Annotated in this window: 21 protein-coding genes and 1 other RNA gene; 18 read left to right on the forward strand and 4 right to left on the reverse strand. The window is 62.8% G+C overall.

What is annotated here, in order from left to right; genetic code table 11:
- Positions 1 to 47: 47 nt before the first annotated feature.
- From SJI00_RS20165 to SJI00_RS20180, 4 genes are all read right to left on the reverse strand, one after another.
- Positions 48 to 626, reverse strand: coding sequence for a BON domain-containing protein (locus SJI00_RS20165; protein ID WP_322463438.1), 579 nt, complete (start codon positions 624 to 626; stop codon positions 48 to 50).
- On the reverse strand, positions 623 to 1216 hold the full coding sequence (locus SJI00_RS20170; RefSeq protein WP_312933092.1) for a phosphoheptose isomerase: 594 nt from the start codon (positions 1214 to 1216) through the stop codon (positions 623 to 625). Before SJI00_RS20170 ends, SJI00_RS20165 begins: the two co-directional genes overlap by 4 nt.
- An 88-nt stretch (positions 1217 to 1304) precedes the next feature.
- On the reverse strand, positions 1305 to 1676 hold the full coding sequence (locus tag SJI00_RS20175; RefSeq protein WP_322463439.1) for a YraN family protein: 372 nt from the start codon (positions 1674 to 1676) through the stop codon (positions 1305 to 1307).
- A complete protein-coding gene (locus SJI00_RS20180) occupies positions 1676 to 3490 on the reverse strand; it encodes a penicillin-binding protein activator (RefSeq protein ID WP_322463440.1) in 1815 nt (604 codons plus the stop codon). Before SJI00_RS20180 ends, SJI00_RS20175 begins: the two co-directional genes overlap by 1 nt.
- 189 nt (positions 3491 to 3679) lie before the next feature.
- On the opposite strand from SJI00_RS20180, the gene rsmI reads away from it, so the two are divergent.
- The 18 genes from rsmI (at position 3680) to lpxC (ending at position 23101) form a co-directional block, all read left to right on the forward strand.
- Entirely contained in the window at positions 3680 to 4555 is an 876-nt protein-coding gene (rsmI, locus tag SJI00_RS20185; RefSeq protein WP_322463441.1) for a 16S rRNA (cytidine(1402)-2'-O)-methyltransferase, read from the forward strand.
- A 67-nt stretch (positions 4556 to 4622) separates the two neighbouring features.
- Positions 4623 to 4982: RNase P RNA component class A (gene rnpB, locus SJI00_RS20190), an RNA gene on the forward strand.
- 308 nt (positions 4983 to 5290) lie between these two features.
- The gene (mraZ, locus tag SJI00_RS20195; RefSeq protein ID WP_322463442.1) at positions 5291 to 5746 is read left to right on the forward strand and encodes a division/cell wall cluster transcriptional repressor MraZ; all 456 of its coding nucleotides are present in this window, start codon (positions 5291 to 5293) and stop codon (positions 5744 to 5746) included.
- Positions 5743 to 6690 carry a 16S rRNA (cytosine(1402)-N(4))-methyltransferase RsmH gene (gene rsmH, locus SJI00_RS20200; protein ID WP_416221070.1) on the forward strand — a complete coding sequence of 316 codons (948 nt, stop codon included), beginning with the start codon at positions 5743 to 5745 and terminating at the stop codon, positions 6688 to 6690. Before mraZ ends, rsmH begins: the two co-directional genes overlap by 4 nt.
- Positions 6687 to 6980 (forward strand): cell division protein FtsL, encoded by a 294-nt coding sequence (gene ftsL, locus SJI00_RS20205; RefSeq protein WP_312933082.1) that lies wholly within the window; start codon positions 6687 to 6689, stop codon positions 6978 to 6980. Before rsmH ends, ftsL begins: the two co-directional genes overlap by 4 nt.
- Entirely contained in the window at positions 6980 to 8713 is a 1734-nt protein-coding gene (locus SJI00_RS20210; protein WP_322463520.1) for a peptidoglycan D,D-transpeptidase FtsI family protein, read from the forward strand. The genes ftsL and SJI00_RS20210 overlap by 1 nt, the downstream gene beginning before the upstream one ends.
- Positions 8710 to 10197, forward strand: a complete 1488-nt coding sequence (locus SJI00_RS20215; RefSeq protein ID WP_322463443.1) for a UDP-N-acetylmuramoyl-L-alanyl-D-glutamate--2,6-diaminopimelate ligase — start codon at positions 8710 to 8712, stop codon at positions 10195 to 10197. Before SJI00_RS20210 ends, SJI00_RS20215 begins: the two co-directional genes overlap by 4 nt.
- A complete protein-coding gene (locus SJI00_RS20220; RefSeq protein ID WP_322463444.1) occupies positions 10190 to 11557 on the forward strand; it encodes a UDP-N-acetylmuramoyl-tripeptide--D-alanyl-D-alanine ligase in 1368 nt (455 codons plus the stop codon). The genes SJI00_RS20215 and SJI00_RS20220 overlap by 8 nt, the downstream gene beginning before the upstream one ends.
- Positions 11557 to 12639, forward strand: a complete 1083-nt coding sequence (mraY, locus tag SJI00_RS20225) for a phospho-N-acetylmuramoyl-pentapeptide-transferase (RefSeq protein WP_322463445.1) — start codon at positions 11557 to 11559, stop codon at positions 12637 to 12639. The genes SJI00_RS20220 and mraY overlap by 1 nt, the downstream gene beginning before the upstream one ends.
- A 6-nt stretch (positions 12640 to 12645) precedes the next feature.
- Positions 12646 to 13992, forward strand: a complete 1347-nt coding sequence (gene murD / locus SJI00_RS20230; protein ID WP_322463446.1) for a UDP-N-acetylmuramoyl-L-alanine--D-glutamate ligase — start codon at positions 12646 to 12648, stop codon at positions 13990 to 13992.
- Complete coding sequence (ftsW, locus tag SJI00_RS20235; RefSeq protein ID WP_409567166.1) at positions 13989 to 15203, forward strand: putative lipid II flippase FtsW; 1215 nt, start codon at positions 13989 to 13991, stop codon at positions 15201 to 15203. Before murD ends, ftsW begins: the two co-directional genes overlap by 4 nt.
- Positions 15193 to 16275, forward strand: coding sequence for an undecaprenyldiphospho-muramoylpentapeptide beta-N-acetylglucosaminyltransferase (gene murG, locus SJI00_RS20240; protein WP_322463447.1), 1083 nt, complete (start codon positions 15193 to 15195; stop codon positions 16273 to 16275). Before ftsW ends, murG begins: the two co-directional genes overlap by 11 nt.
- A complete protein-coding gene (gene murC, locus SJI00_RS20245; RefSeq protein WP_322463448.1) occupies positions 16265 to 17719 on the forward strand; it encodes a UDP-N-acetylmuramate--L-alanine ligase in 1455 nt (484 codons plus the stop codon). Before murG ends, murC begins: the two co-directional genes overlap by 11 nt.
- Positions 17716 to 18672, forward strand: coding sequence for a D-alanine--D-alanine ligase (locus SJI00_RS20250; protein ID WP_322463449.1), 957 nt, complete (start codon positions 17716 to 17718; stop codon positions 18670 to 18672). The genes murC and SJI00_RS20250 overlap by 4 nt, the downstream gene beginning before the upstream one ends.
- Positions 18673 to 18678: 6 nt before the next feature.
- Positions 18679 to 19548 (forward strand): cell division protein FtsQ/DivIB, encoded by an 870-nt coding sequence (locus SJI00_RS20255; protein WP_322463450.1) that lies wholly within the window; start codon positions 18679 to 18681, stop codon positions 19546 to 19548.
- A 14-nt stretch (positions 19549 to 19562) separates the two neighbouring features.
- The gene (ftsA, locus tag SJI00_RS20260; RefSeq protein WP_322463451.1) at positions 19563 to 20819 is read left to right on the forward strand and encodes a cell division protein FtsA; all 1257 of its coding nucleotides are present in this window, start codon (positions 19563 to 19565) and stop codon (positions 20817 to 20819) included.
- Positions 20820 to 20874: 55 nt separating this feature from the next.
- On the forward strand, positions 20875 to 22077 hold the full coding sequence (gene ftsZ / locus SJI00_RS20265) for a cell division protein FtsZ (protein ID WP_322463452.1): 1203 nt from the start codon (positions 20875 to 20877) through the stop codon (positions 22075 to 22077).
- A gap of 112 nt (positions 22078 to 22189) precedes the next feature.
- The gene (gene lpxC / locus SJI00_RS20270; protein ID WP_322463453.1) at positions 22190 to 23101 is read left to right on the forward strand and encodes a UDP-3-O-acyl-N-acetylglucosamine deacetylase; all 912 of its coding nucleotides are present in this window, start codon (positions 22190 to 22192) and stop codon (positions 23099 to 23101) included.
- Positions 23102 to 23187: the final 86 nt, after the last annotated feature.

Raw genomic sequence — 23187 nt, forward strand, 5'->3', positions numbered from 1 at the left:
CGCCTTTTTTTGTAAAGCGCTGGGTGCATGGGTTGCGGCGCACGTGGTCAGTCGATGTACTCGAACAGCTTGACGATCTTCTGCACGCCGGAAACGCTCTGAACGACATTGGTGGCCGATGCAGCCTCGCCGTTGGTCACCAGGCCCAGCAGGTAGACAATGCCGTTCTCGGTGATCACCTTGATGCGCGAGCTGGGTACGTTCACGTCAGTCAGCATCTGCGTCTTGATCTTGGTGGTAAGCCAGGCATCGTTGTTGCGCGCCAGGATCGAGGACGGCTGCATCACCTGCAGTTCGTTGTGCACACGCTTGACCCGCTGCACCTGGCCAGCGGTTTGCTCGGCCAGCGCCTTGAGCTCGGCGCGTGGCGTTTGCCCGGCCAGTAGCACAATGCCGTTGTAGCTGCTGACGACAATGTGCGAGCCCTTGTCGAGGTCGGGGCTGGCCTTGCCGATATTGACCGCAACCTTGGTTTCGATCAGCGAGTCGTCGATCTTGCTGCCAATGGTGCGCGTGCCGCGATCATCATCAATCGGCGAATTGCGTGACGATGACACGATCGAGCTGCAGCCTGAGAGGCCCAGGCACAGGGTGAGGGCCATCAGGCCTAAACGCTTGGACATCATTCTTCACTCCCGAACAGTTGGCTGTCGATCAGGTCGCACAAGCAGTGGATCGCCAGCAGGTGGACTTCCTGGATGCGCGCGGTGACCGTGGAAGGTACGCGAATTTCCACATCCTCCGGCAGCAGCAATGAAGCCATGCCGCCGCCATCGCGACCGGTCAAGGCTACGACAATCATTTCCCGGTCATGTGCGGCCTGAATAGCCTGGATCACGTTGGCCGAGTTGCCGCTGGTAGAGATGGCCAGCAGTACGTCACCGGGTTGCCCCAGTGCGCGGATCTGCTTGGAAAAGATTTCGTTGTAGCTGTAGTCGTTGGCAATCGACGTGATGGTGGAGCTGTCAGTGGTCAGGGCGATGGCCGGCAGGCTTGGGCGCTCGCGCTCGAAGCGGTTGAGCAGCTCAGAGGAGAAGTGCTGGGCATCGCCTGCCGAGCCGCCATTACCGCAGGCAAGCATCTTGCCCTCATTGAGCAGCGCATTGACCATGACCAGACTGGCATGTTCGATGTGCGGCGCCAAGACGTCCATGGCCTGTTGCTTGGTGTCGATGCTGGCCTGAAAGAGGCGGCAGATACGGGATTGCATGTCCATCGGGTGAGACCTTAAAAGGAGCGGTAGCCAGCGCGGGGCGCAACCAAGACCCGCCCGCGAAGCATAGAGCCAAATAATCGGATCAGGTTCAGCAGTCGAAGGCGTTTTTCAGCCACTCGAGCGGCTGGCCGGCATGACCGCTGCCTTGCAGCGCGACGATGTCGAAGCGGCAGGGCCGATCAGCCCAGCGGGGTTCGGATTGCAGAAACAGACTGGCGGCGAGTGTGAGCTTTCGTTGCTTGCGTTCATCGATGCTGGCCAGAGCACCACCATAACCGGCGTGCAGTCTGTAGCGGACTTCGACGAATACTACTGTATCGGCGTCGAGCATGACCAGATCAAGCTCACCACCCCGGCATCGCCAGTTGCGCGTGACCAGCTGCAAACCTTGCCCTTGAAGGTGCCGAAGGGCTTGGCTTTCAGCAGCTTGGCCGGCGCGCGTTGGCGATGCCGTGGCCATCAGCGAGGCGTATCTGGCAGGCGTTTGACCTGACCGCCCACGAACTCGGCCCACGGCAATTGGCGCTCGATGCGCTGGTTGCCGTTGACGCTGAGGCTGCCGGACAGGCCGTCGATGCGGTTGTCAGGCAGGGCTTTCAATTGGCCAAGGCGCGGTGCCAGGGTATAGGCGTCCACGCCCATGGCGTACAGCCGGCCCAGGCTGCCGCCGGCTTGCGGCCATTGCTGGACCACTTGCTGGCGCAGTGGGTTGCTGGTGTCGAGCAGCCACGGCGTTTCACAGAAGCGAACGCCGGTGAGGTCGTTGTACTGATTCACATCACCGCTGGCGCTGTAGAGGTTGGAGGTGGCGTATACCGGAATGTCGCCTGCGTACTGGAAGTTCAGGGTCGGCTTGATCTGCTGAGCCTGCTGGGGGGTGGCGGCAAGGAAGATGAAATCGATGTCCTGACGGCGCGAGGGCTGTGCCGCTACATCGCCACCCACGGCCTTCTGCAGGCTCTGGGCGCGACCTTCGCTCTGGCGCAATTGCAGGAGGTCGGCGATCTGCTTGGCCAGCTCGACGGGCTGTGCGATGCGCTGGGCGGCCATCAAGGTGCCGCCGTTGCCTTCCCAATCCTGACGGAAGGCTGCCAGCACACGGTCACCCCACTCGCCACTGGGCACCAAGGCGACGGCACGTGTCAGGCCGTCGGCGTGGGCGCGGCGCGACACCTCACGGGCTTCGTCCTCAGCGGCCAAACCGAACTGGAACAACTGTGCGGGGGCTTTCTGGCCGGCGTCGGCATAGTTCAGGGCAAGGGTGGTGATGGGCAGTTGTGGGTAGCCTGCCATTTGCTTGACCAGCGCCTTTTCCAGCGGGCCGATCACCAGTTGCGCGCCGGCTGCCTGGGCCTGACGGTAGAAGTCGTCGAGCGAGGTCATGCGTGAGCTGTCGAACACTTGCACTTCAGGCACTGGTTTGCCGGATTGCTGAGCCTGGAAATGCGCGGCCATGAAGCCATCGCGTAGCGCCTTGGCCACGCCCGCCAGAGGGCCTTCCTGGGGCAGCAGCAGAGCGATCTTGGTCAGTGGCTGGCTGGCCAGTTCCTTGAGCTTGAGCAGTGGCGCAGGCAGCTGAACGGCGGCGGGGTGATCCGCGTGTTGTTTGCGCCAGGTATCGATCGCCGTCTGCTGCTGTTCCAGCGTGCCGGCTGTCTTGACTGCCAGGGCAAGGCTGGTCCAGCCCGATACGGTTGCGTTGGTGGTGGGTTGCAGCTGTTCGACCGGCAAGGACGCCACCAGATTCCAGAGGGCATCGCGGTTGGCGTCTGCAGCCTGGCCGCTCAGCAGTGGTGCGAGCAGGACCCGTTGCTCGACCGCGGCGAGGGTCTGGCCATCGGCCTCGAACGCTGCGGTATGCACAGTGTAGGTGCGCACCTGTTGGGCTTCAGGCAACTCGCCCAAGTGTTGCAGGCTTGGGTGTTCGAGGGCTTTGATCGCTGCCTTGGGCTGGTTGCGGCTCATGGCCAGTTCAGCGGCCAGGGTGCTGGCAAAAATCTGTTGCGCCGGCTTGAGTGGCTCCACAGGCACTTGTTCAAGGATGCCCGTAGCGCGAGGGTAGTCCCTCTGCTGATAGGCGAGGTCTGCAGCGCTCAGGCGCAGCAGTGCGGCATCCTCGGCAGACTTGCTGGCGGCAGCCTTCTCGAGCAGCTGCTCGATGCTGGCATCCGGCGTGCGCGGCAGTTCGCCCAGGCTGGATGAGGGCGAGCTGGCGCAAGCTGCGAGCAGGGCAGCAAGGCAGAGGGCTGTAAACAGCCGCAGGCAAGCGATCATGGAAGGGTCCTGTTTTCTTGGTCGAGGTGGGCGGCAATTGTACCCAAGCGCTGGCCGGGGCGCGATGTCGCTGACGTACACGCTGCAATATAGGTCGTGTGCGGTGCGATGGGTTCCAACTTCGTTGCGTGACGTTGCGCAGGCTCGCGCTACAATGGCCGCTTTGTTTCAGATCAGCAGGTGGATTCAGTGACAGACGCGGCAGGGGCTACGAAATCCGGGACGGGCACGCTCTATGTGGTCGCCACGCCCATCGGCAACCTCGATGACATCAGTGCGCGCGCTTTGAAGGTGCTGGCTGATGTGGCACTGATTGCGGCCGAAGATACCCGCCACTCCATTCGTCTGATGCAGCACTTCGGCATCAGCACGCCACTGGCCGCGTGCCACGAGCACAACGAGCGCAGCGAGGGCGGGCGGTTTCTCGAAAAACTGCTGGCGGGCGATGATGTCGCGCTGGTCTCCGATGCCGGAACGCCCCTGATCTCCGATCCGGGTTATCACCTGGTGCGGCAGGTGCGCGCGGCGGGTATCGCGGTGGTGCCGGTGCCAGGTGCCTGCGCGCTGATCGCGGCGCTGTCGGCCGCAGGCCTGCCATCGGATCGCTTCATCTTCGAAGGCTTTCTGCCCGCCAAGACAGTGGCGCGGCGCACGCGCCTGGAGCAGGTCAAGGAAGAGCCGCGCACGCTGATCTTCTATGAAGCCCCGCACCGGATTCTCGAGTGTCTTGAGGACATGCAGGCGATTTTCGGGGATGACCGGCCTGCAGTGCTGGCGCGCGAGATCAGCAAGACCTTCGAAACCATTCAGAGCCTGCCGCTCGGCGCGCTGCGCGAATTCGTGGCGGCGGACAGCAACCAGCAGCGTGGCGAGTGTGTGGTGCTGATCGGCGGGTGGGCAGCGCCGCAGGAGGGGGAGCAGGTCGATGGCGAGGCGCAGCGGGTGCTTGGCTTGTTGCTCGCGGAAATGCCGTTGAAAAGAGCCGCTGCGCTGGCCGCCGAAATCACTGGCGTGCGCAAGAACGTGCTTTATCAATTTGCGCTGGAGCTGCAGAAGGACAAGTAGCGGCAAAATCGCATCGCTCGATATGTTACTTGTTATGAGCGCGCGCTATCGGTAACCTTGTCGGCGGAGAGTCGGTTGGACAGTCGCTGCCTTCTTTTGTTCCGCAAAAGAGGGGGGAGGAAAGTCCGGGCTCCATAGGGCAGAGTGCCAGGTAACCCCTGGGAGGCGTGAGCCTACGGAAAGTGCCACAGAAAATAACCGCCTAAGTACTTCGGTACCGGTAAGGGTGAAAAGGTGCGGTAAGAGCGCACCGCACGTCTGGCAACAGTTCGTGGCTAGGTAAACCCCACTCGGAGCAAGACCAAATAGGGTTCCATATGGCGCGGCCCGCGTTGGAACCGGGTAGGTTGCTAAAGGCGTCCAGTGATGGCCGTCGTAGAGGAATGACTGTCCTCGACAGAACCCGGCTTACAGACCGACTCTCCACCTTCTTTTCCTGCTCTCGATCGATAGCAGATCCCATTTGGTAATACCGAAAAAATCTTACTCCTCATAAATCACTTTAACTCACGGGCGTAGGTCGTTGAGTTCGCCGCGATTTTGCATTTCTGGAGTTCCCCAGGTTGTTCTTCCCTCTTCTTTTTGTGCGCTAAATCGCCTTGCTCTAAGGGTTTTCCGTATGAACGTGCCTTGACGGTGCAGCGGACGGATTCCTATAGTGTGCGCAAGTGGCGAAAAGTGGGAGAAAGTGGGTTTTTTGCCATCATCTAGCCAAAAATCAGAGGGATCGCCACCGTGTTTCGCGGAGCCAATGCCGTCAGCCTTGATGCCAAGGGCAGGCTCGCCATGCCGAGTCGGTACCGTGACGAGTTGGATTCGCGTTGTAATGGGCAATTGATCATCACCATCGACGCTGCAGACCCTTGCCTGTGCGTCTACCCACTGGATGAATGGGAACAGATAGAAGCCAAGTTGCGCGCATTGCCGTCATTGCGTGAAGAGAACCGTCGCCTTCAGCGTTTGCTGATCGGCAATGCGGTCGATCTGGAGCTGGACGCAAGCGGGCGATTTCTGGTGCCCCCGCGGCTGCGTGAGTACGCCCGGCTCGACAAGAAAACGATGCTGGTAGGGCAACTGAACAAATTCCAGTTGTGGGAAGAGCAAGCCTGGAACGACGTTTCGGCAGCCGATCTCGCAGCTATTCAACAACCGGGCGCCATGCCCGACGATTTGCGTGACCTGATCCTGTGACTATAGATAGCGGCTTCAACCACATCACCGTGCTGCTCGACGAAGCTGTCGAGGCACTGGGCCTGCGCGACGAAGGTTGCTACGTCGATGGCACGTTCGGTCGGGGTGGACACAGCCGTCTGGTACTGAGCAGGCTGGGGCCGCAGGGGCGGCTGCTGGGCTTCGACAAGGACCCACTGGCCATTGCCACGGGACAAGCGCTGGCGGCCGAAGATGGCCGCTTCGTCATTGTGCAGCGCAGCTTCGCCGAGATGGCCGACGAGATCGCCACCCAGGGCCTCGCAGGCAAGGTGGCGGGAGTGCTGCTCGACCTGGGTGTCTCGTCGCCACAGCTCGATGACCCCGAGCGCGGTTTCAGCTTCCTCCATGACGGCCCCTTGGACATGCGCATGAATCCCGGGCAGGGTTTCAGCGCCGCCGAGTTCATCGCCAGTGCCAGCGAAGAAGAGATTGCCCGCGTCTTCAAGGAATACGGGGAAGAGCGATTTGCTCGGCGCATGGCCAGAGCCGTGGTGCAGCGCCGCGAAGAACAGCCATTCACGCGCACCGCAGACCTCGCCGAAGTGCTGAAAGTCGCCAACCCAGCCTGGGAAAAAGGCAAGAACCCGGCCACACGCGCCTTCCAGGGGTTGCGCATCCACGTCAACAACGAGCTGGGCGACCTCGAAGCAGGGCTGCAAGCGGCCTTCGATTCGCTGGAGATCGGCGGACGTCTTGTCGTCATCAGCTTCCACTCGCTGGAAGACCGCATCGTCAAGCTGTTCATGCGCAAGCTGGCCAAGGGCGAGGCCGACAACTTGCCGCGCAATCTGCCCGTACAGTACAAGGCCTTCGATCCGCGCGTGCGCCTGATCGGTAAAGCTCAATTCGCCTCCGAGGCCGAGCTCAAGGCCAACCCGCGTTCGCGCAGTGCTGTGATGCGCGTTGCGGAGAAGTTGCGGTGAGCAAGCTCTTCGCCAAACCGCTGCCTGGCGGAAGCTTTCTGATGCTCTTGTTGTTCATTGGTGTGCTGGTTTCGGCCATCGCCGTGGCCTATAGCGCGCATTGGAATCGTCAGTTGCTCAATACCCTGTACGGGGAGCTGAGCGACCGCGACAAGGCGCAAGCCGAGTGGGGCCGTCTGATCCTTGAGCAGAGCACCTGGACCGCCCACAGCCGTATCGAGAACCTCGCCAGCGAGCAGCTGAAAATGCGTGTGCCCGCCGCCGATGAAGTCCGGATGATCGCGCCATGATGAAACTCGAAGGTGCGCTCTACCCCTGGCGATTCCGCGTGGTCATCGGCTTGCTGGCCCTGATGGTAGGTGCCATTTGCTGGCGCATCATCGACCTGCAGGTGGTCGATCGAGACTTCCTCAAAGGTCAGGGCGATGCCCGTAGCCTGCGGCACATTCCCATTCCCGCTCACCGTGGCCTGATCACCGACCGCAACGGTGAACCGCTGGCCGTCAGTACCCCTGTCACCACCCTGTGGGCAAACCCCAAGGAAATGCAGGCCTACAAGGACCGCTGGCCGCAATTGGCGGCAGTGCTGGGGCAGAACCCGCAGCAACTGACCGAGCGCCTCACTCAGCAGGCCAGCAAGGAATTCATCTATCTGGTACGCGGCCTTACCCCCGAGCAGGGCCAGCAGGTACTCGACCTGAAAGTGCCGGGCGTCTATGGCCTGGAAGAGTTCCGCCGTTTCTATCCCGCAGGCGATGTGACCGCACACATGGTCGGCTTCACGGACCTCGACGACCATGGTCGTGAAGGGGTAGAGCTCGCCTATGACGAATGGCTGGCCGGTGTGCCGGGCAAGCGCCAGGTGATCAAGGACCGGCGTGGCCGGCTGATCAAGGACATTCAGGTCACCAAGAATGCCAAGGCCGGAAAGACCCTGGCTTTGTCGATCGATCTGCGCCTGCAATACCTCGCAACCCGCGAATTGCGCAACGCCATTGCCGAGCAGGAAGCCAAGGCGGGCAGCCTGGTGATCATGGACGTCAAGACCGGTGAAGTGCTGGCCATGGTCAACCAGCCCACCTACAACCCGAACAACCGCCGCAGCATGTTCCCCGCCGCCATGCGCAACCGGGCGATCATCGACGTGTTCGAGCCAGGCTCGACGGTCAAGCCGCTGTCGATGAGCGCGGCGCTGCAAAGCGGGCGCTGGAAGCCGACCGACAAAGTGGAGGTGTACCCCGGGAGCTTGCAGATCGGTCGTTACACCATCAAGGACGTGTCCAGAAGCGAAGGGCCGATCCTCGACCTGACCGGCATCCTGATCAACTCCAGTAACGTCGGCATGAGCAAGATCGCCTTCGACATCGGCGGTGAAGCCATTTATCGCGTCATGGCCCAGTTGGGCCTCGGCCAGTACACAGGCCTCGGCTTCCCAGGCGAGCGGGTCGGCAATCTGCCCAACCACCGCGAGTGGCGCAAGGCCGAGACCGCCACGCTGTCGTACGGCTATGGCGTGTCGGTCACGGCCCTGCAACTGGTGCATGCCTACGCAGCGCTGGCCAACGACGGCAAGATGGTACCGCTGTCGATCCTCAAGCTGGATAAAGAGCCGGAGTCTTCCCAGGTCTTGCCCAAGGACATCGCCGAAACCGTCCAGGGCATGCTTCAGCAGGTCATCGAAGCGCCACGCGGCGTGTTCCGCGCCCAGGTGCCGTTCTACCACGTGGCGGGTAAGTCAGGCACTGCGCGTAAGGCAACCGTGGGCTCCAAGGGCTACACCGAGAACGCCTACCGCTCGCTGTTCGCCGGTTTCGGGCCGATGAGCGATCCGCGCTACGCCATCGTGGTGGTCATCGACGAACCGAGCAAAGCCGGCTATTTCGGCGGCCTGGTATCGGCGCCGGTGTTCAGCAAGGTCATGTCCGGAACGTTGCGCCTGATGAACGTGCCGCCAGACAACCTGCCTGCGCCTAGCGATCCGCAACAAGCCAGTTCAGTACCCGCTAAAGGAGGGCGTGGATGATGACGATGCCATTGACCAAGCTGTTCGCCCACGCCAGCCGCGACCCACTGATCCGCGAGCTGACGCTCGACAGCCGGCAGGTCCGCCCTGGCGACCTGTTCCTTGCTGTGCCTGGTGCCAAGCTCGATGGACGCGCGCACATCGCCGACGCCCTGAAGCAAGGCGCCGCCGCCGTGGCCTATGAAGAGCAGGGCACTGTGGTGCTGCCGCTGACCGATGTGCCGCTGATTCCGGTCAAGGGGCTGATTGCCCAGCTGTCCGACATCGCTGGGCGCTTCTATGGCGAGCCCAGCCGCCAGTTGGTACTGGTCGGTGTGACCGGTACCAATGGCAAGACCAGCGTGACGCAACTGGTGGCCCAGGCCCTTGACCTGCTCGGCCAGCGCTGCGGTCTGATTGGCACCTTGGGTACCGGCTTCTACGGTGACCTGCAGAGCGGTCGCCTGACAACACCAGACCCGATCGCCGTGCAGTCGACCCTCAATGACCTGAAAAAGGCCGGTGCCCGGGCGGTGGCCATGGAAGTGTCGTCGCACGCACTCGATCAAGGCCGTGTGGCTGCGCTGGCCTTCGACATCGCCGTCATGACCAACCTGTCCCGTGATCACCTCGACTACCACGGCAGCATGCAAGCCTATGAGGCGGCCAAGGCCAAGCTCTTCGCGTGGCCGGGCCTGCGCTGCCAGGTGGTGAATCTGGACGATGAGTTCGGTCGGCGCCTGGCCGCCGATTTCGCCCGTCGTCCCGACAGCGACTTCAGCGAAACGCGATTGATCAGCTACAGCCTGGAAAACGCCGACGCTTCGCTGTACTGCCGCCAAGCGAGTTTTGGCGACGACGGCGTGCGCGCCACACTGGTGACGGCGCAGGGCGAGCGCACGTTGCGCAGCCAACTGCTGGGCCGTTTCAACCTCAGCAACACGTTGGCTGCCGTTGCCACGCTGCTGGCCATGGACTATGCGCTGGATGAAATTCTCAAGGTGATCGCGCACGTGCACGGCCCGGTCGGCCGCATGCAGCGCCTGGGGGGTGGGGACAAGCCGCTGGTCGTGATCGATTACGCGCACACGCCGGATGCGCTGGACAAAGTGCTGACCGCTCTGCGCCCGCATGCACATGGCAGGCTCCTGTGCCTGTTCGGCTGCGGCGGGGACCGCGACCGTGGCAAACGCCCGCTCATGGCCCAGGTGGCCGAGCATCTGGCTGACCGCGTGGTGGTCACCGATGACAACCCGCGTAGCGAACAGCCTTCGCGTATCTTCGATGATATCCGCCCGGGTTTCACGGGTGAGGGGGGCGAATTCATTGCGGGTCGCGGCGCCGCAATCGCTCACTTGATCGCCTCGGCCGGCGTCGATGACGTGGTAGTGCTGGCGGGCAAGGGGCACGAGGATTACCAGGAAATCGCGGGCGAGCGCCACGCTTTTTCCGATCTGATCGAAGCCGAAAAGGCCTTGGCCGCCTGGGAGAAGCCCCATGCTTGAAGCCATGAGCCTCAGCCAGTTGATCGAGCCGCTGCAGGCGTCTCTGCTGGGCGCCGATGCGCGCTTTGACGGTGTCAGCATCGACAGCCGTTCGGTCGGTCCGGGTCAGTTGTTCGTTGCCCTCAGCGGACCGCGTTTCGATGGCCATGACTACCTGGCTGATGTGCAGGCCAAAGGCGCTGTTGCAGCGCTGGTGGAGCGCGAGGTGCCAGGCATCGATCTGCCGCAGCTGCGCGTCGCCGATTGCCGTCAGGCCTTGGGTCAGTTGGGCGCGTTGAACCGGGCGGCGTTTACCCAGCCGGTGGCCGCCATCACTGGCTCCAGCGGCAAGACCACGGTGAAGGAGATGCTGGCCAGCATCCTGCGCACGCGCGGCGACGTGCTGGCCACCCGTGGCAACCTCAACAACGACCTCGGCGCGCCCTTGACGCTGCTCGAAATCGCGCCGCAGCACAGCGCCGCAGTCATCGAGTTGGGCGCTTCGCGCCTGGGTGAAATTCGCTACACCGTAGGGCTCACGCAGCCTCAGGTGGTGATCCTGAATAACGCCGGCACCGCCCATGTGGGCGAGTTTGGCGGCCCGGAAAAAATCGTCGAAGCCAAGGGCGAAATTCTCGAAGGCCTGGGCGAGGGGGGCACTGCCATCCTCAACCTGGACGACAAGGCCTACCCGATCTGGCACGCTCGGGCCGGTTCGCATCGGGTGGTCAGCTTTGCCCTGAGCAACCCGCAGGCCGACCTCCATGCCAGCAACATCGACCGTGATGCACGGGGCTGTCCGTCGTTCACGCTGCACAGCGCGCAAGGCAGCGCCACGGTGCAACTGAACCTGCTGGGGACGCACAACGTCAGCAATGCGCTGGCGGCGGCGGCGGCGGCGTTTGCCATGGGCGTGGACCTGGAACACATCGCCATCGGCCTGAATGCCGTGCAGCCGGTCAAGGGTCGGACGGTCGCGCAACTCGCGCCTGGCGGTGCCCGCGTGATCGATGACACGTACAACGCAAATCCCACCTCCATGTGCGCAGCCATTGATATACTCGCCGGCTTTTCCGGCCGCACTGTCCTGGTGCTCGGAGATATCGGCGAATTGGGGCAATGGGCCGAGGAAGGTCACCGACAGGTCGGTGAATACGCCCGCGGCAAGGTCGATGCCTTGTATGCGGTGGGTGCCCAGATGGCGCATGCCGTCGACGCCTATGGCCGAAATGGCCACCACTTCGCTTCTCAAGCCGAGTTGATCGAGGCCGTACGCGGCCAGGCCACCGGCAACACCACTATCTTGATCAAGGGCTCGCGCAGCGCTGCGATGGAAAACGTCGTGGCGGCACTGTGTGGTTCCAGCGGGGAGAAACATTAATGCTGCTGCTGTTGGCTGAGTATCTGCAACAGTTCCACAAAGGCTTCGCGGTCTTTCAGTACCTGTCCCTGCGCGGGATTCTCGGGGTGCTGACCGCGCTGTCGCTGTCGCTGTGCCTCGGGCCCTGGATGATTCGTACTCTGCAGATCCGCCAGATCGGTCAGGCCGTGCGTAACGACGGCCCGCAATCGCACCTGTCCAAGTCCGGCACGCCGACCATGGGCGGTGCGCTCATTCTCTCGGCCATTGGCATCAGCACCTTGCTCTGGGCCGACCTCTCCAATCGCTACGTCTGGGTAGTGCTGATCGTCACCCTGCTGTTCGGGGCCATCGGCTGGGTCGATGACTACCGCAAGGTGATCGAGAAGAACTCCCGGGGCTTGCCGAGTCGCTGGAAGTACTTCTGGCAGTCGCTGTTTGGTCTGTGCGCTGCGATCTTTCTCTATAAAACCGCGCCGACCAGCGTTGAAACCACGCTGATCGTGCCGTTTCTCAAGGACGTGACCATTCCCCTGGGGATCGGCTTCGTGGTCCTCACCTACTTCGTGATCGTCGGTTCCAGCAACGCCGTCAACCTCACCGATGGGCTCGATGGTCTGGCGATCATGCCGACTGTCATGGTGGGTGGTGCGCTGGGGATCTTCTGCTACCTGTCGGGCAACGTGAAGTTCGCCGAATACCTGCTGATTCCGTATGTACCGGGGTCGGGCGAGTTGATCGTGTTCTGTGGCGCCTTGATCGGGGCGGGGCTGGGCTTTCTCTGGTTCAACACGTATCCGGCCCAGGTGTTCATGGGCGACGTCGGCGCGCTGGCGCTGGGCGCAGCCCTGGGCACCATCGCCGTGATCGTGCGCCAGGAAATCGTGCTGTTCATCATGGGCGGGATCTTCGTCGTCGAGACCCTGTCGGTGGTGATCCAGGTCGCCAGCTTCAAGCTGACCGGCAAGCGCGTGTTCCGCATGGCGCCGATCCATCACCACTTTGAATTGAAAGGCTGGCCTGAGCCGCGGGTCATCGTCCGCTTCTGGATCATCACCGTGATTTTGGTGCTGATCGGTCTTGCCACTCTGAAACTGAGGTAGACGCGCGTGTCATTGATCGCTTCTGACCACTTCCGCATCGTTGTCGGCCTCGGCAAGAGCGGCATGTCCCTGGTTCGCTTCCTGGCGAACCGGGGCATCGCTTTTGCGGTCGCTGACACCCGTGCGCAGCCGCCAGAGCTGGAGACGCTGCGCCGCGATTACCCGCAGGTGGAAGTGCGCTGTGGCGAGCTGGACGTCGAGTTCCTGTGCCGCGCCGATGAGCTGTATGTCAGCCCGGGCCTGGCCCTGGCCACGCCTGCGCTGCAACAAGCCGCCGCGCGCGGTGTGCGCTTGTCGGGTGACATCGAGCTGTTCGCCCGCTACGCCAAGGCGCCCCTGATTGCCATCACCGGTTCCAACGCGAAGAGCACCGTGACCACGCTGGTGGGCGAAATGGCGGCCAAGGCCGGTAAGCGCGTGGCCGTCGGTGGCAACCTGGGCACCCCCGCGCTGGACCTGTTGGACGATACGGTCGAGCTGTATGTGCTTGAGCTGTCGAGTTTCCAGCTGGAAACCACCGACCAGCTCAACGCCCGGGTCGCAACGGTATTGAACATCAGCGAAGACCACATGGATCGCTACAGCGGGCTGCCGGCGTATCACCTGGCCAAGCACCGGATCTTCCGCGGCGCCGAGCAGGTGGTGATCAACCGCAACGACGCGCTGAGCCGGCCACTGCCGGTGGCGGGGCAGACCTCATGGAGCTTCGGCCTGAGTACTCCCGATTTCAAAGCCTTCGGCCTGCGTGAGCGTGACGGTGAGAAATACCTCGCTTACGAATTCGAGTGCCTGATGCCGGTACGCGCGTTGAAAGTCCGTGGCGCTCATAACCAGAGCAATGCCCTGGCTGCGCTGGCCCTGGGCCATGCGGTGGGCTTGCCGTTCGCACCAATGCTCGAGGCGCTGCGCGAATTCACCGGTCTGGCTCATCGCTGCCAATGGGTGCGCGAACGCAACGGTGTGCAGTGGTACGACGATTCCAAGGCCACCAATGTGGGGGCTGCACTGGCCGCGATCGAAGGCCTTGGGGCTGATGTCGACGGCAAGCTGGTGCTGATTGCGGGCGGCGATGGCAAAGGCGCGGATTTCTCGGCGCTGCGCGGGCCGGTTGCACGCTACTGCCGTGCGGTGGTGCTACTGGGCCGTGATGCCGAGCGCCTGAGGCAGGCGCTGGGCAATGACGTCCCGCTGATTCACGTCGCCAGCCTCGATGAGGCGGTCGAGCAGTGCGCGGTGCGTGCCGAGCCTGGCGATGCAGTGCTGCTCTCACCCGCCTGCGCGAGCCTCGATATGTTCAAGAATTTTGAAGAGCGCGGGCGCCTGTTCGCCCACGCTGCTGGGAGGCTGGCATGATCTTCGGCATCATCAAGCCTTATCCGTCGCCGCTGATCAGCGGGCGCGGCATCGATCTGGACTTCGCTTTCCTGGCAGGCTGCATGGCCTTGCTCGGCCTGGGCCTGGTCATGATCACCTCCGCCTCGTCGGAGGTGGCTGCCGTGCAGTCCGGCAATCCGCTCTACCACATGTTCCGCCACCTCATTTACGTGGCCCTTGGCCTCGTGGCCTGCGGCATGACCATGCTGGTGCCGATCGCCACCTGGCAGCGCATGGGTTTCACCATGCTGGTCGGCGCCTTCGCTTTGCTGGTGCTGGTTCTGGTGCCGGGCATTGGCCGCGAGGTGAACGGTTCGATGCGCTGGATCGGTTTCAGCTTCTTCAACGTTCAGCCGTCCGAGATTGCCAAGGTGTTCGTGGTGATCTACCTCGCCGGTTACCTGGTGCGTCGTCAGCAAGAGGTGCGCGAGAGCTGGATGGGCTTCTTCAAGCCATTCATCGTGCTGTTGCCGATGGCCGGCCTGCTGCTGATGGAGCCCGACTTCGGCGCCACGGTAGTGATGATGGGCGCGGCGGCGGCCATGCTGTTCCTGGGCGGGGTGGGGCTGTTCCGCTTCAGCCTGATGGTGGTGCTGGCAGTGGTCGCGGTGTTCGTGCTGGTGCAGGCGCAGCCGTACCGGATGGCACGGCTCATCACCTTCACCGACCCCTGGTCGGACCAGTTCGGGTCCGGCTACCAGCTGACCCAGGCGCTGATTGCCTTCGGCCGCGGTGAATGGCTGGGCGTGGGCCTGGGCAACAGCGTGCAGAAGCAGTTCTACCTGCCCGAGGCACACACTGACTTCGTGTTCTCGGTGCTGGCCGAGGAACTGGGCGTGGTCGGTACGCTGTGCACCGTCGCGCTGTTCGTGTTCGTCACGGTGCGTGCGCTGTACATCGGCCTGTGGGCCGAGAAGGCCAAGCAGTTCTTTGCGGCCTACATGGCCTTTGGTCTGGCGTTCCTGTGGATCGGTCAGTTCCTGATCAACATCGGCGTAAACGTCGGTCTGCTGCCCACCAAGGGCCTGACCCTGCCTTTCCTCAGTTACGGGGGCAGTTCGCTGGTGATCTGCTGCGCCTGCGTGGGCTTGCTGCTGCGCATCGAGTGGGAGAGCCGAACCCATCTGGGCAGCGAAGAACATGAATTCAACGAGAACGATTTTGCCGAGGAGCCTGCCCATGGCCGCTGACGGCAAGCACATCCTGATCATGGCTGGTGGTACCGGCGGCCACGTGTTCCCTGCGCTGGCCTGCGCTCGTGAGTTCCAGGCCCGTGGCTACACCGTGCACTGGTTGGGCACACCGCGTGGCATCGAGAACGAGCTGGTGCCCCAGGCGGGCATCGCGCTGCACCTGATTCAGGTCAGCGGGCTGCGCGGCAAAGGCAAGCTGTCGCTGCTCAAGGCACCGCTGACGTTGGTCAAGGCCGTGCTGCAAGCGCGGCGCATCATCCGTGAGCTGCAGCCGGTCTGTGTGCTGGGTTTTGGCGGCTACGTGACAGGTCCGGGCGGTGTCGCCGCGCGCCTGTGCGGTGTGCCACTGGTGATCCATGAACAGAACGCGCGGGCCGGCACTGCCAACCGCTTGCTGGTGCCGATGGCAGCGCGGGTCTGCGAAGCCTTCCCGGACACGTTCGCAGCCAGCGAAAAACGCCGCACCACCGGCAATCCGGTGCGCCCCGAACTGTTTCTGCAAACCCCGCGTGAACCACTGAGCGCACGCCGTGCACGGCTGTTGGTGCTCGGCGGTAGCCTGGGCGCGGAACCATTGAACACATTGCTGCCTAAGGCCCTGTCTGAAGTGCCCGCCGGCCTGCGTCCGGAGGTGTTCCACCAGGCCGGCAAGCAGCACGCGGAAGTCACCGGCCAGCGTTATCACGAGGTGGGCGTCACGGCTCAGGTCGAGCCCTTCATCAAAGACATGGCCCAAGCCTATGGCTGGGCTGACCTGGTGGTCTGCCGGGCGGGTGCGCTGACCGTCAGCGAGCTGGCCGCAGCTGGCCTGCCATCGCTGCTGGTGCCCTTGCCCCACGCGATCGACGACCACCAGACCCACAATGCCCACTACTTGGCGCAGGACGGCGCGGCCTTCCTGCTGCCACAAGCGACAACTGGCGCAGCGCAGCTCGCTGAACGCCTGAATGAGGTGCTGATGCAACCCGAGAAACTCCACGCCATGGCCGACACTGCCCGTCGCCTGGCCAAACCTGCAGCAACCAGCACCGTGGTCGATATCTGTCTGGAGGTGGCCCATGGTCGATAGCCAGAGCGCCATGCCTCATCCGAAAATGGGCCGCATCCGGCGCATCCACTTCGTCGGTATCGGCGGCGTGGGTATGTGCGGGATCGCCGAGGTGCTGCTGAACCTGGGTTACCAGGTATCGGGCTCCGATCTCAAGTCTTCGCCAGTGACCGAGCGGCTGCAGTCCTTCGGTGCGGAAATCTTCGTCGGCCATCGCGCCGAGAACGCCGTGGCCGCCGATGTGCTGGTGGTTTCCAGCGCCATCAATCCGGCCAACCCGGAAGTGGCGACGGCTCTGGAGCGGCGCATTCCGGTGGTGCCGCGGGCTGAAATGCTCGCCGAGCTGATGCGCTACCGCCATGGCATCGCCGTGGCCGGCACCCATGGCAAGACCACCACCACCAGCTTGCTGGCCTCGGTATTCGCCGCCGGCGGCCTCGACCCGACGTTCGTCATCGGCGGCCGTCTGACCGCGGCCGGCACCAATGCGCAGCTTGGCACCAGCCGTTACCTGATCGCTGAGGCCGACGAGAGCGACGCCAGCTTCCTGCACCTGCAACCGATGGTCGCGGTCGTCACCAACATCGACGCCGACCACATGGCCACCTACGAAGGCGACTTCAACAAGCTGAAGAAGACCTTCGTCGAGTTTCTGCACAACCTGCCGTTCTACGGCCTGGCCGTGATGTGCCTGGACGATCCCGTGGTGCGCGAAATCCTGCCGCAGGTCAAGCGCCCAACCGTCACCTACGGCTTCAGCGAAGAGGCGGACATTCGCGCCATCAACGTGCGCCAGCAGGGCATGCAAACCCACTTCACCGTGCTGCGCCGCGACCTCGCGCCGCTCGAGGTGTCGGTGAACATGCCGGGCAATCACAACGTGCTCAATGCGCTGGCCACCATCGCCATCGCCACCGATGAAGGCATCAGCGACGAGGCCATCATTCAGGGCTTGTCGGGCTTCCAGGGTGTGGGCCGACGCTTCCAGGTCTATGGCGAACTGCCGGTCGACGGTGGCAGCGTGATGCTGGTCGACGACTACGGCCATCACCCGACCGAGGTGGCGGCGGTAATCAAGGCGGTGCGTGGCGGCTGGCCGAGCCGTCGCCTGGTGATCGTCTACCAGCCGCACCGTTACAGCCGTACCCGCGACTTGTACGACGATTTCGTGCAAGTGCTGGGCGATGCCAACGTGCTGCTGCTGATGGAAGTCTACCCTGCCGGCGAAGAGCCGATTCCGGGCGCCGACAGCCGCCAGCTGTGCCACAGCATCCGTCAGCGCGGCAAGCTCGACCCGATCTACATCGAGCGTGGCGCCGAGCTGGCGCCGCTGGTCAAACCGCTGCTGCGTGCCGGTGACATCCTTATCTGCCAGGGTGCCGGCGACGTCGGCGGCCTGGCGCCACAGCTGATGAAAAGCCCGCTGTTTGCGGGTGCCAAGCCCCTGCAGGAGACGTTGAAATGAGCAGCGCCTACGACAAGCTGCACGCCAGCGTCGACCCCAAGGCCTTTGGCCGTGTCGCTGTGCTGTACGGCGGCAAGAGCGCCGAGCGTGAGGTTTCGCTGAAGTCGGGCAATGCCGTGCTGGGCGCGCTGCGTGAGGCGGGTGTGGACGTGGTTGGCATCGACGTCGGCGACGATCTGCTGCAACGTCTGCTCAACGAGAAGATCGACCGCGCCTTCATCATTCTGCACGGTCGTGGCGGTGAAGACGGCAGCATGCAAGGTCTGCTGGAGTGCCTGGGTATTCCCTACACGGGTAGCGGTATCCTGGCGTCGGCGCTGGCGATGGACAAGCTGCGCACCAAGCAGGTCTGGCAGAGCCTGGGGATTCCGACCCCGCTGCATGCGGTTCTGGCCAGCGAAAACGACTGTATTCGCGCCGCCACGGAACTGGGCTTCCCGCTGATCGTCAAACCCGCCCATGAAGGTTCAAGTATCGGCATGGCCAAGGTGAACAGCGCGCAAGAACTGGTCGCTGCCTGGCAAGACGCCGCTCGTTACGATTCCCAGGTCCTTGTCGAACAATGGATTCATGGTCCCGAGTTCACTGTCGCGGTTTTGCGCGGCCAGGTGCTGCCGCCGATCGCCCTCGGCACGCCCCATGTCTTCTACGACTACGACGCCAAATACGTCGCCAATGACACCCAGTACCGTATCCCGTGTGGCCTTGAAGCCGCCCGCGAGCAAGAACTGATCGACCTGACTGCGCGCGCCTGCGATGCCATTGGCATCGAAGGCTGGGGCCGGCTGGACGTGATGCAGGACGAGCAGGGCCGGTTCTGGCTGCTTGAAGTCAATACCGCACCAGGCATGACCGATCATAGCCTGGTACCCATGGCGGCCCGCGCGGCTGGCCTGGATTTCCAGCAGTTGGTGCTGGCAATCCTGGCCGCAAGCGTCGAGACGCGAGGTTAACGAGCCATGCAAGGCGCGATGGTACGTCATCAGCAACCCGCCACCGGCCGCAGCAAGCCGGTGCCGCGCGGTGCCAGCCGGCTGGAGGCCACCGAGCCGATGTCGGCGCGACTGCCCAAGGCCAGTTTTTCTGGCCTCAAGCGCTTGCTGTGGCCTGTGTTGCTGGTTGTGGCTGGCTATGGGGCTTATGAGGGCGCGATCCGCCTGATGCCCTATGCCGACCGCCCCATCAGCAAGATCGCCGTGCAGGGCGACCTCAGCTACATCAGCCAGCAGGCGGTGCAGCAGCGGATCGCGCCATTCGTGGCCGCCAGTTTCTTCAGTGTCGACCTCACCGCCATGCGTATCGAGCTCGAGACCATGCCTTGGATCGCCCATGCCGAAGTCCGTCGGGTCTGGCCCGACGAGGTGGTGGTGCGCCTGGAAGAGCAATTGCCGGTTGCCCGTTGGGGCGATGCGGCACTGCTCAACAACCAGGGGCAGGCGTTCACCCCGCGTGAGCTGTCCAACTACGAGCATCTGCCGCAGTTGGCCGGGCCGCAACGGGCACAGCAACAAGTGATGCAGCAGTACCAGGTCCTGAGCCAGATGCTGCGCCCTCTCGGTTTCTCCATCGCGCGGCTTGAACTGCGCGAGCGGGGCAGCTGGTTCCTGACCACCGGAGCCGTTGGCTCGGGTCCGGGCATCGAGCTGCTGCTGGGGCGTGACCATCTGCTCGAGAAGATGCGCCGTTTCATTGCCATATACGACAAGACACTCAAAGAGCAGATCAACAACATCGCCCGCATTGATCTGCGCTACGCCAACGGCCTGGCCGTTGGCTGGCGGGAACCGATTGCACCGACGACGGCCCAACCCGCCGTCGCGAAGAATTAGAGAGAGGCAGGACCATGGCAAACGCGCAGAGCGGCAAGATGATCGTTGGGTTGGACATTGGCACCTCCAAGGTGGTGGCGCTGGTGGGTGAAGTCGCTGCTGACGGCACCCTGGAGATCGTGGGCATCGGCACCCACCCGTCACGCGGCCTGAAGAAGGGCGTGGTGGTCAACATCGAATCGACGGTGCAGTCGATCCAGCGTGCCGTGGAAGAAGCGCAGCTGATGGCCGGCTGCCGGATTCACTCGGCATTCGTCGGGGTGGCCGGCAATCATATCCGCAGCCTCAACTCCCACGGCATCGTTGCCATTCGCGACCGTGAAGTCAGCGTCGCGGATCTGGAGCGGGTACTCGACGCAGCCCAGGCGGTGGCGATCCCGGCCGACCAGCGCGTGTTGCACACGCTGCCGCAGGATTACGTGATCGACAACCAAGAGGGCGTTCGCGAGCCGTTGGGCATGTCGGGCGTGCGCCTGGAAGCCAAGGTCCATGTGGTCACCTGTGCCGTCAATGCCGCGCAGAACATCGAAAAATGCGTGCGCCGCTGCGGTCTGGAAATCGACGACATCATCCTGGAGCAGTTGGCCTCGGCCTATGCCGTGCTGACTGACGACGAAAAAGAGCTGGGTGTGTGCATTGTCGACATCGGCGGCGGTACGACCGACATCGCGATCTTCACCGAGGGTGCCATCCGCCACACCGCCGTGATCCCGATTGCCGGCGACCAGGTCACCAACGACATCGCCATGGCCCTGCGTACCCCGACCCAGTACGCCGAAGAAATCAAGATTCGCTACGCCTGTGCCCTGGCCAAACTGGCCGGTGCGGGTGAAACCATCAAAGTGCCGAGCGTGGGCGACCGTCCACCGCGCGAGCTGTCTCGCCAGGCCCTGGCCGAAGTGGTCGAGCCGCGTTACGACGAGCTGTTCACGCTGATCCAGGCCGAGCTGCGTCGCAGTGGCTACGAAGACCTGATCCCGGCAGGCATCGTCCTGACCGGCGGCACGGCGAAAATGGAAGGTGCCGTCGAACTGGCCGAAGAAATCTTCCACATGCCGGTACGCCTGGGCGTACCGCACAGCGTTCGGGGCCTGAGCGATGTCATTCGCAACCCGATCTACTCCACCGGCGTTGGCCTGCTCACCTACGGCCTGCACAAGCAGACCGATGACATGCCGCTGTCCGGTAACAGCAACAACAACAGCTATGGCGATGAACCTAAAGCCCCAGTGCTCGAACGCTTGAAGCGCTGGGTGCAGGGCAACTTCTAAGTTTCAAAGCAGTAGTGGTAGGCGCAACAACTAGAGAACTGTAAGGAGAGGGAAAATGTTCGAGCTCGTAGACAACGTCCCGCAAAGTCCGGTCATCAAAGTGATCGGCGTCGGTGGTGGTGGTGGCAACGCCGTCAACCACATGGTCAAAAGCAGCATCGAAGGCGTTGAGTTCATCTGCGCCAACACCGATGCCCAAGCGCTCAAAAGCATTGGCGCGCGTACCATCCTGCAATTGGGTACAGGTGTCACCAAGGGCCTGGGTGCCGGTGCCAATCCGGAAGTCGGTCGTCAGGCCGCGCTGGAAGACCGAGAGCGTATCGCCGAGGTGCTGCAGGGCACCAACATGGTGTTCATCACCACCGGCATGGGTGGCGGTACCGGTACCGGTGCAGCGCCGATCATTGCTGAAGTGGCCAAGGAAATGGGCATCCTCACCGTTGCGGTGGTGACCCGTCCGTTCCCGTTCGAGGGTCGCAAGCGCATGCAGATCGCCGATGAAGGCATTCGCATGCTGGCTGAGAGCGTCGACTCGCTCATCACCATCCCGAACGAAAAACTGCTGACCATCCTCGGTAAGGACGCCAGCCTGCTGTCGGCCTTCGCCAAGGCTGACGACGTATTGGCCGGTGCCGTTCGCGGCATCTCCGACATCATCAAGCGTCCGGGCATGATCAACGTCGACTTCGCCGACGTGCGTACCGTCATGGGCGAGATGGGCATGGCGATGATGGGTACCGGCTGCGCCAGCGGTCCGAACCGTGCGCGTGAAGCCACCGAGGCGGCGATTCGCAATCCGCTGCTCGAAGACGTCAACCTGCAGGGCGCCCGCGGCATCCTGGTGAACATCACCGCAGGTCCTGACCTGTCGCTGGGTGAATACTCGGATGTGGGTAGCATCATCGAGGCGTTTGCGTCCGACCACGCGATGGTCAAGGTCGGCACCGTGATCGATCCGGACATGCGCGACGAGCTGCACGTCACCGTTGTGGCCACTGGCCTGGGTGCGCGCATCGAGAAGCCGGTCAAGGTCGTCGACAACACCCTGCAGACTGCGCAGGCCGTGTACGAGTCGTCCAATCCCGCGCCGGCCAGCCGTACAGCCGAGAAAGCGGAGATCAACTACCGCGATCTGGAGCGTCCAACCGTCATGCGCAACCAAGCGCACGCCGGGGCCGCCGCTGCCGCCAAGCTGAACCCTCAGGATGACTTGGACTACCTGGACATTCCTGCTTTCCTACGTCGTCAGGCCGATTAATGGAATTTATCAGGGGTATAGGGGTGATTGGTATTCATCAAAGGTTGGCTCTGGTATTATTTCCAGCCTTTGTTGATACCAGTTCGCAATTAGCGCTGAAGCGACCAATGCCATGATTAGACAACGCACCCTGAAGAACACCATCCGCGCCACCGGCATCGGTCTGCACTCCGGGGAGAAGGTCTACCTGACCCTCAAGCCTGCACCGATCGATTCCGGCATCGTCTTCCGTCGTGCCGATCTTGACCCTGTGGTCGAGATCGCTGCGCGTGCGGCCAACGTTGGCGAGACCACCATGTCCACCACGCTGGTCAACGGTGAGGTCAAGGTCGATACGGTCGAGCACCTGCTGTCCGCCATGGCGGGTTTGGGCATCGATAACGCCTACGTCGAGCTCTCCGCCTCGGAAGTGCCGATCATGGATGGCAGCGCAGGTCCCTTTGTATTCCTGATTCAGTCCGCCGGTCTCGAAGAACAGGACGCACCCAAGAAGTTCATCCGCATCCTGCGTGAGGTGACGGTGGAAGAGGGCGACAAGCGCGCCACCTTCCTGCCTTTCGAAGGTTTCAAGGTGAGCTTCGAGATTGATTTCGACCACCCGGTACTGCGTAACCGTACCCAGAGCGCCAGTGTCGACTTCTCGAGCACTTCGTTCGTGAAGGAAGTCAGCCGCGCACGGACATTCGGTTTCATGCGTGACATCGAATACCTGCGCAAACATAACCTCGCGCTTGGCGGCAGCGTCGAGAATGCCATCGTGGTGGATGAGGACGGCGTGTTGAATGAAGACGGCCTTCGTTATGAAGACGAATTCGTCAAACACAAGATCCTCGATGCCATTGGCGATCTTTACCTGCTGGGCAACAGCTTGATCGGCGAATTCAAGGGCTATAAGTCCGGCCATTCGCTGAACAATCAACTGTTGCGTAAGCTGATTGCCGAAACAGACGCTTGGGAAGTGGTCGTTTTCGAGGATGCCAGTACGGCACCGATCTCCTACATGCGCCCTGTTGCAGCCGTGTAAGTTCGAACACTCTCTAGTTCATTGAGGCCACCTTCGGGTGGCCTTTTTATTGCCCCTCATACCTGGATGCATAAGTAACAGAGGGC

Origin of the sequence: Pseudomonas gebzensis (genome assembly GCF_034427815.1) — a bacterium.
In the GTDB taxonomy this organism is placed as follows: Bacteria; Pseudomonadota; Gammaproteobacteria; order Pseudomonadales; family Pseudomonadaceae; genus Aquipseudomonas.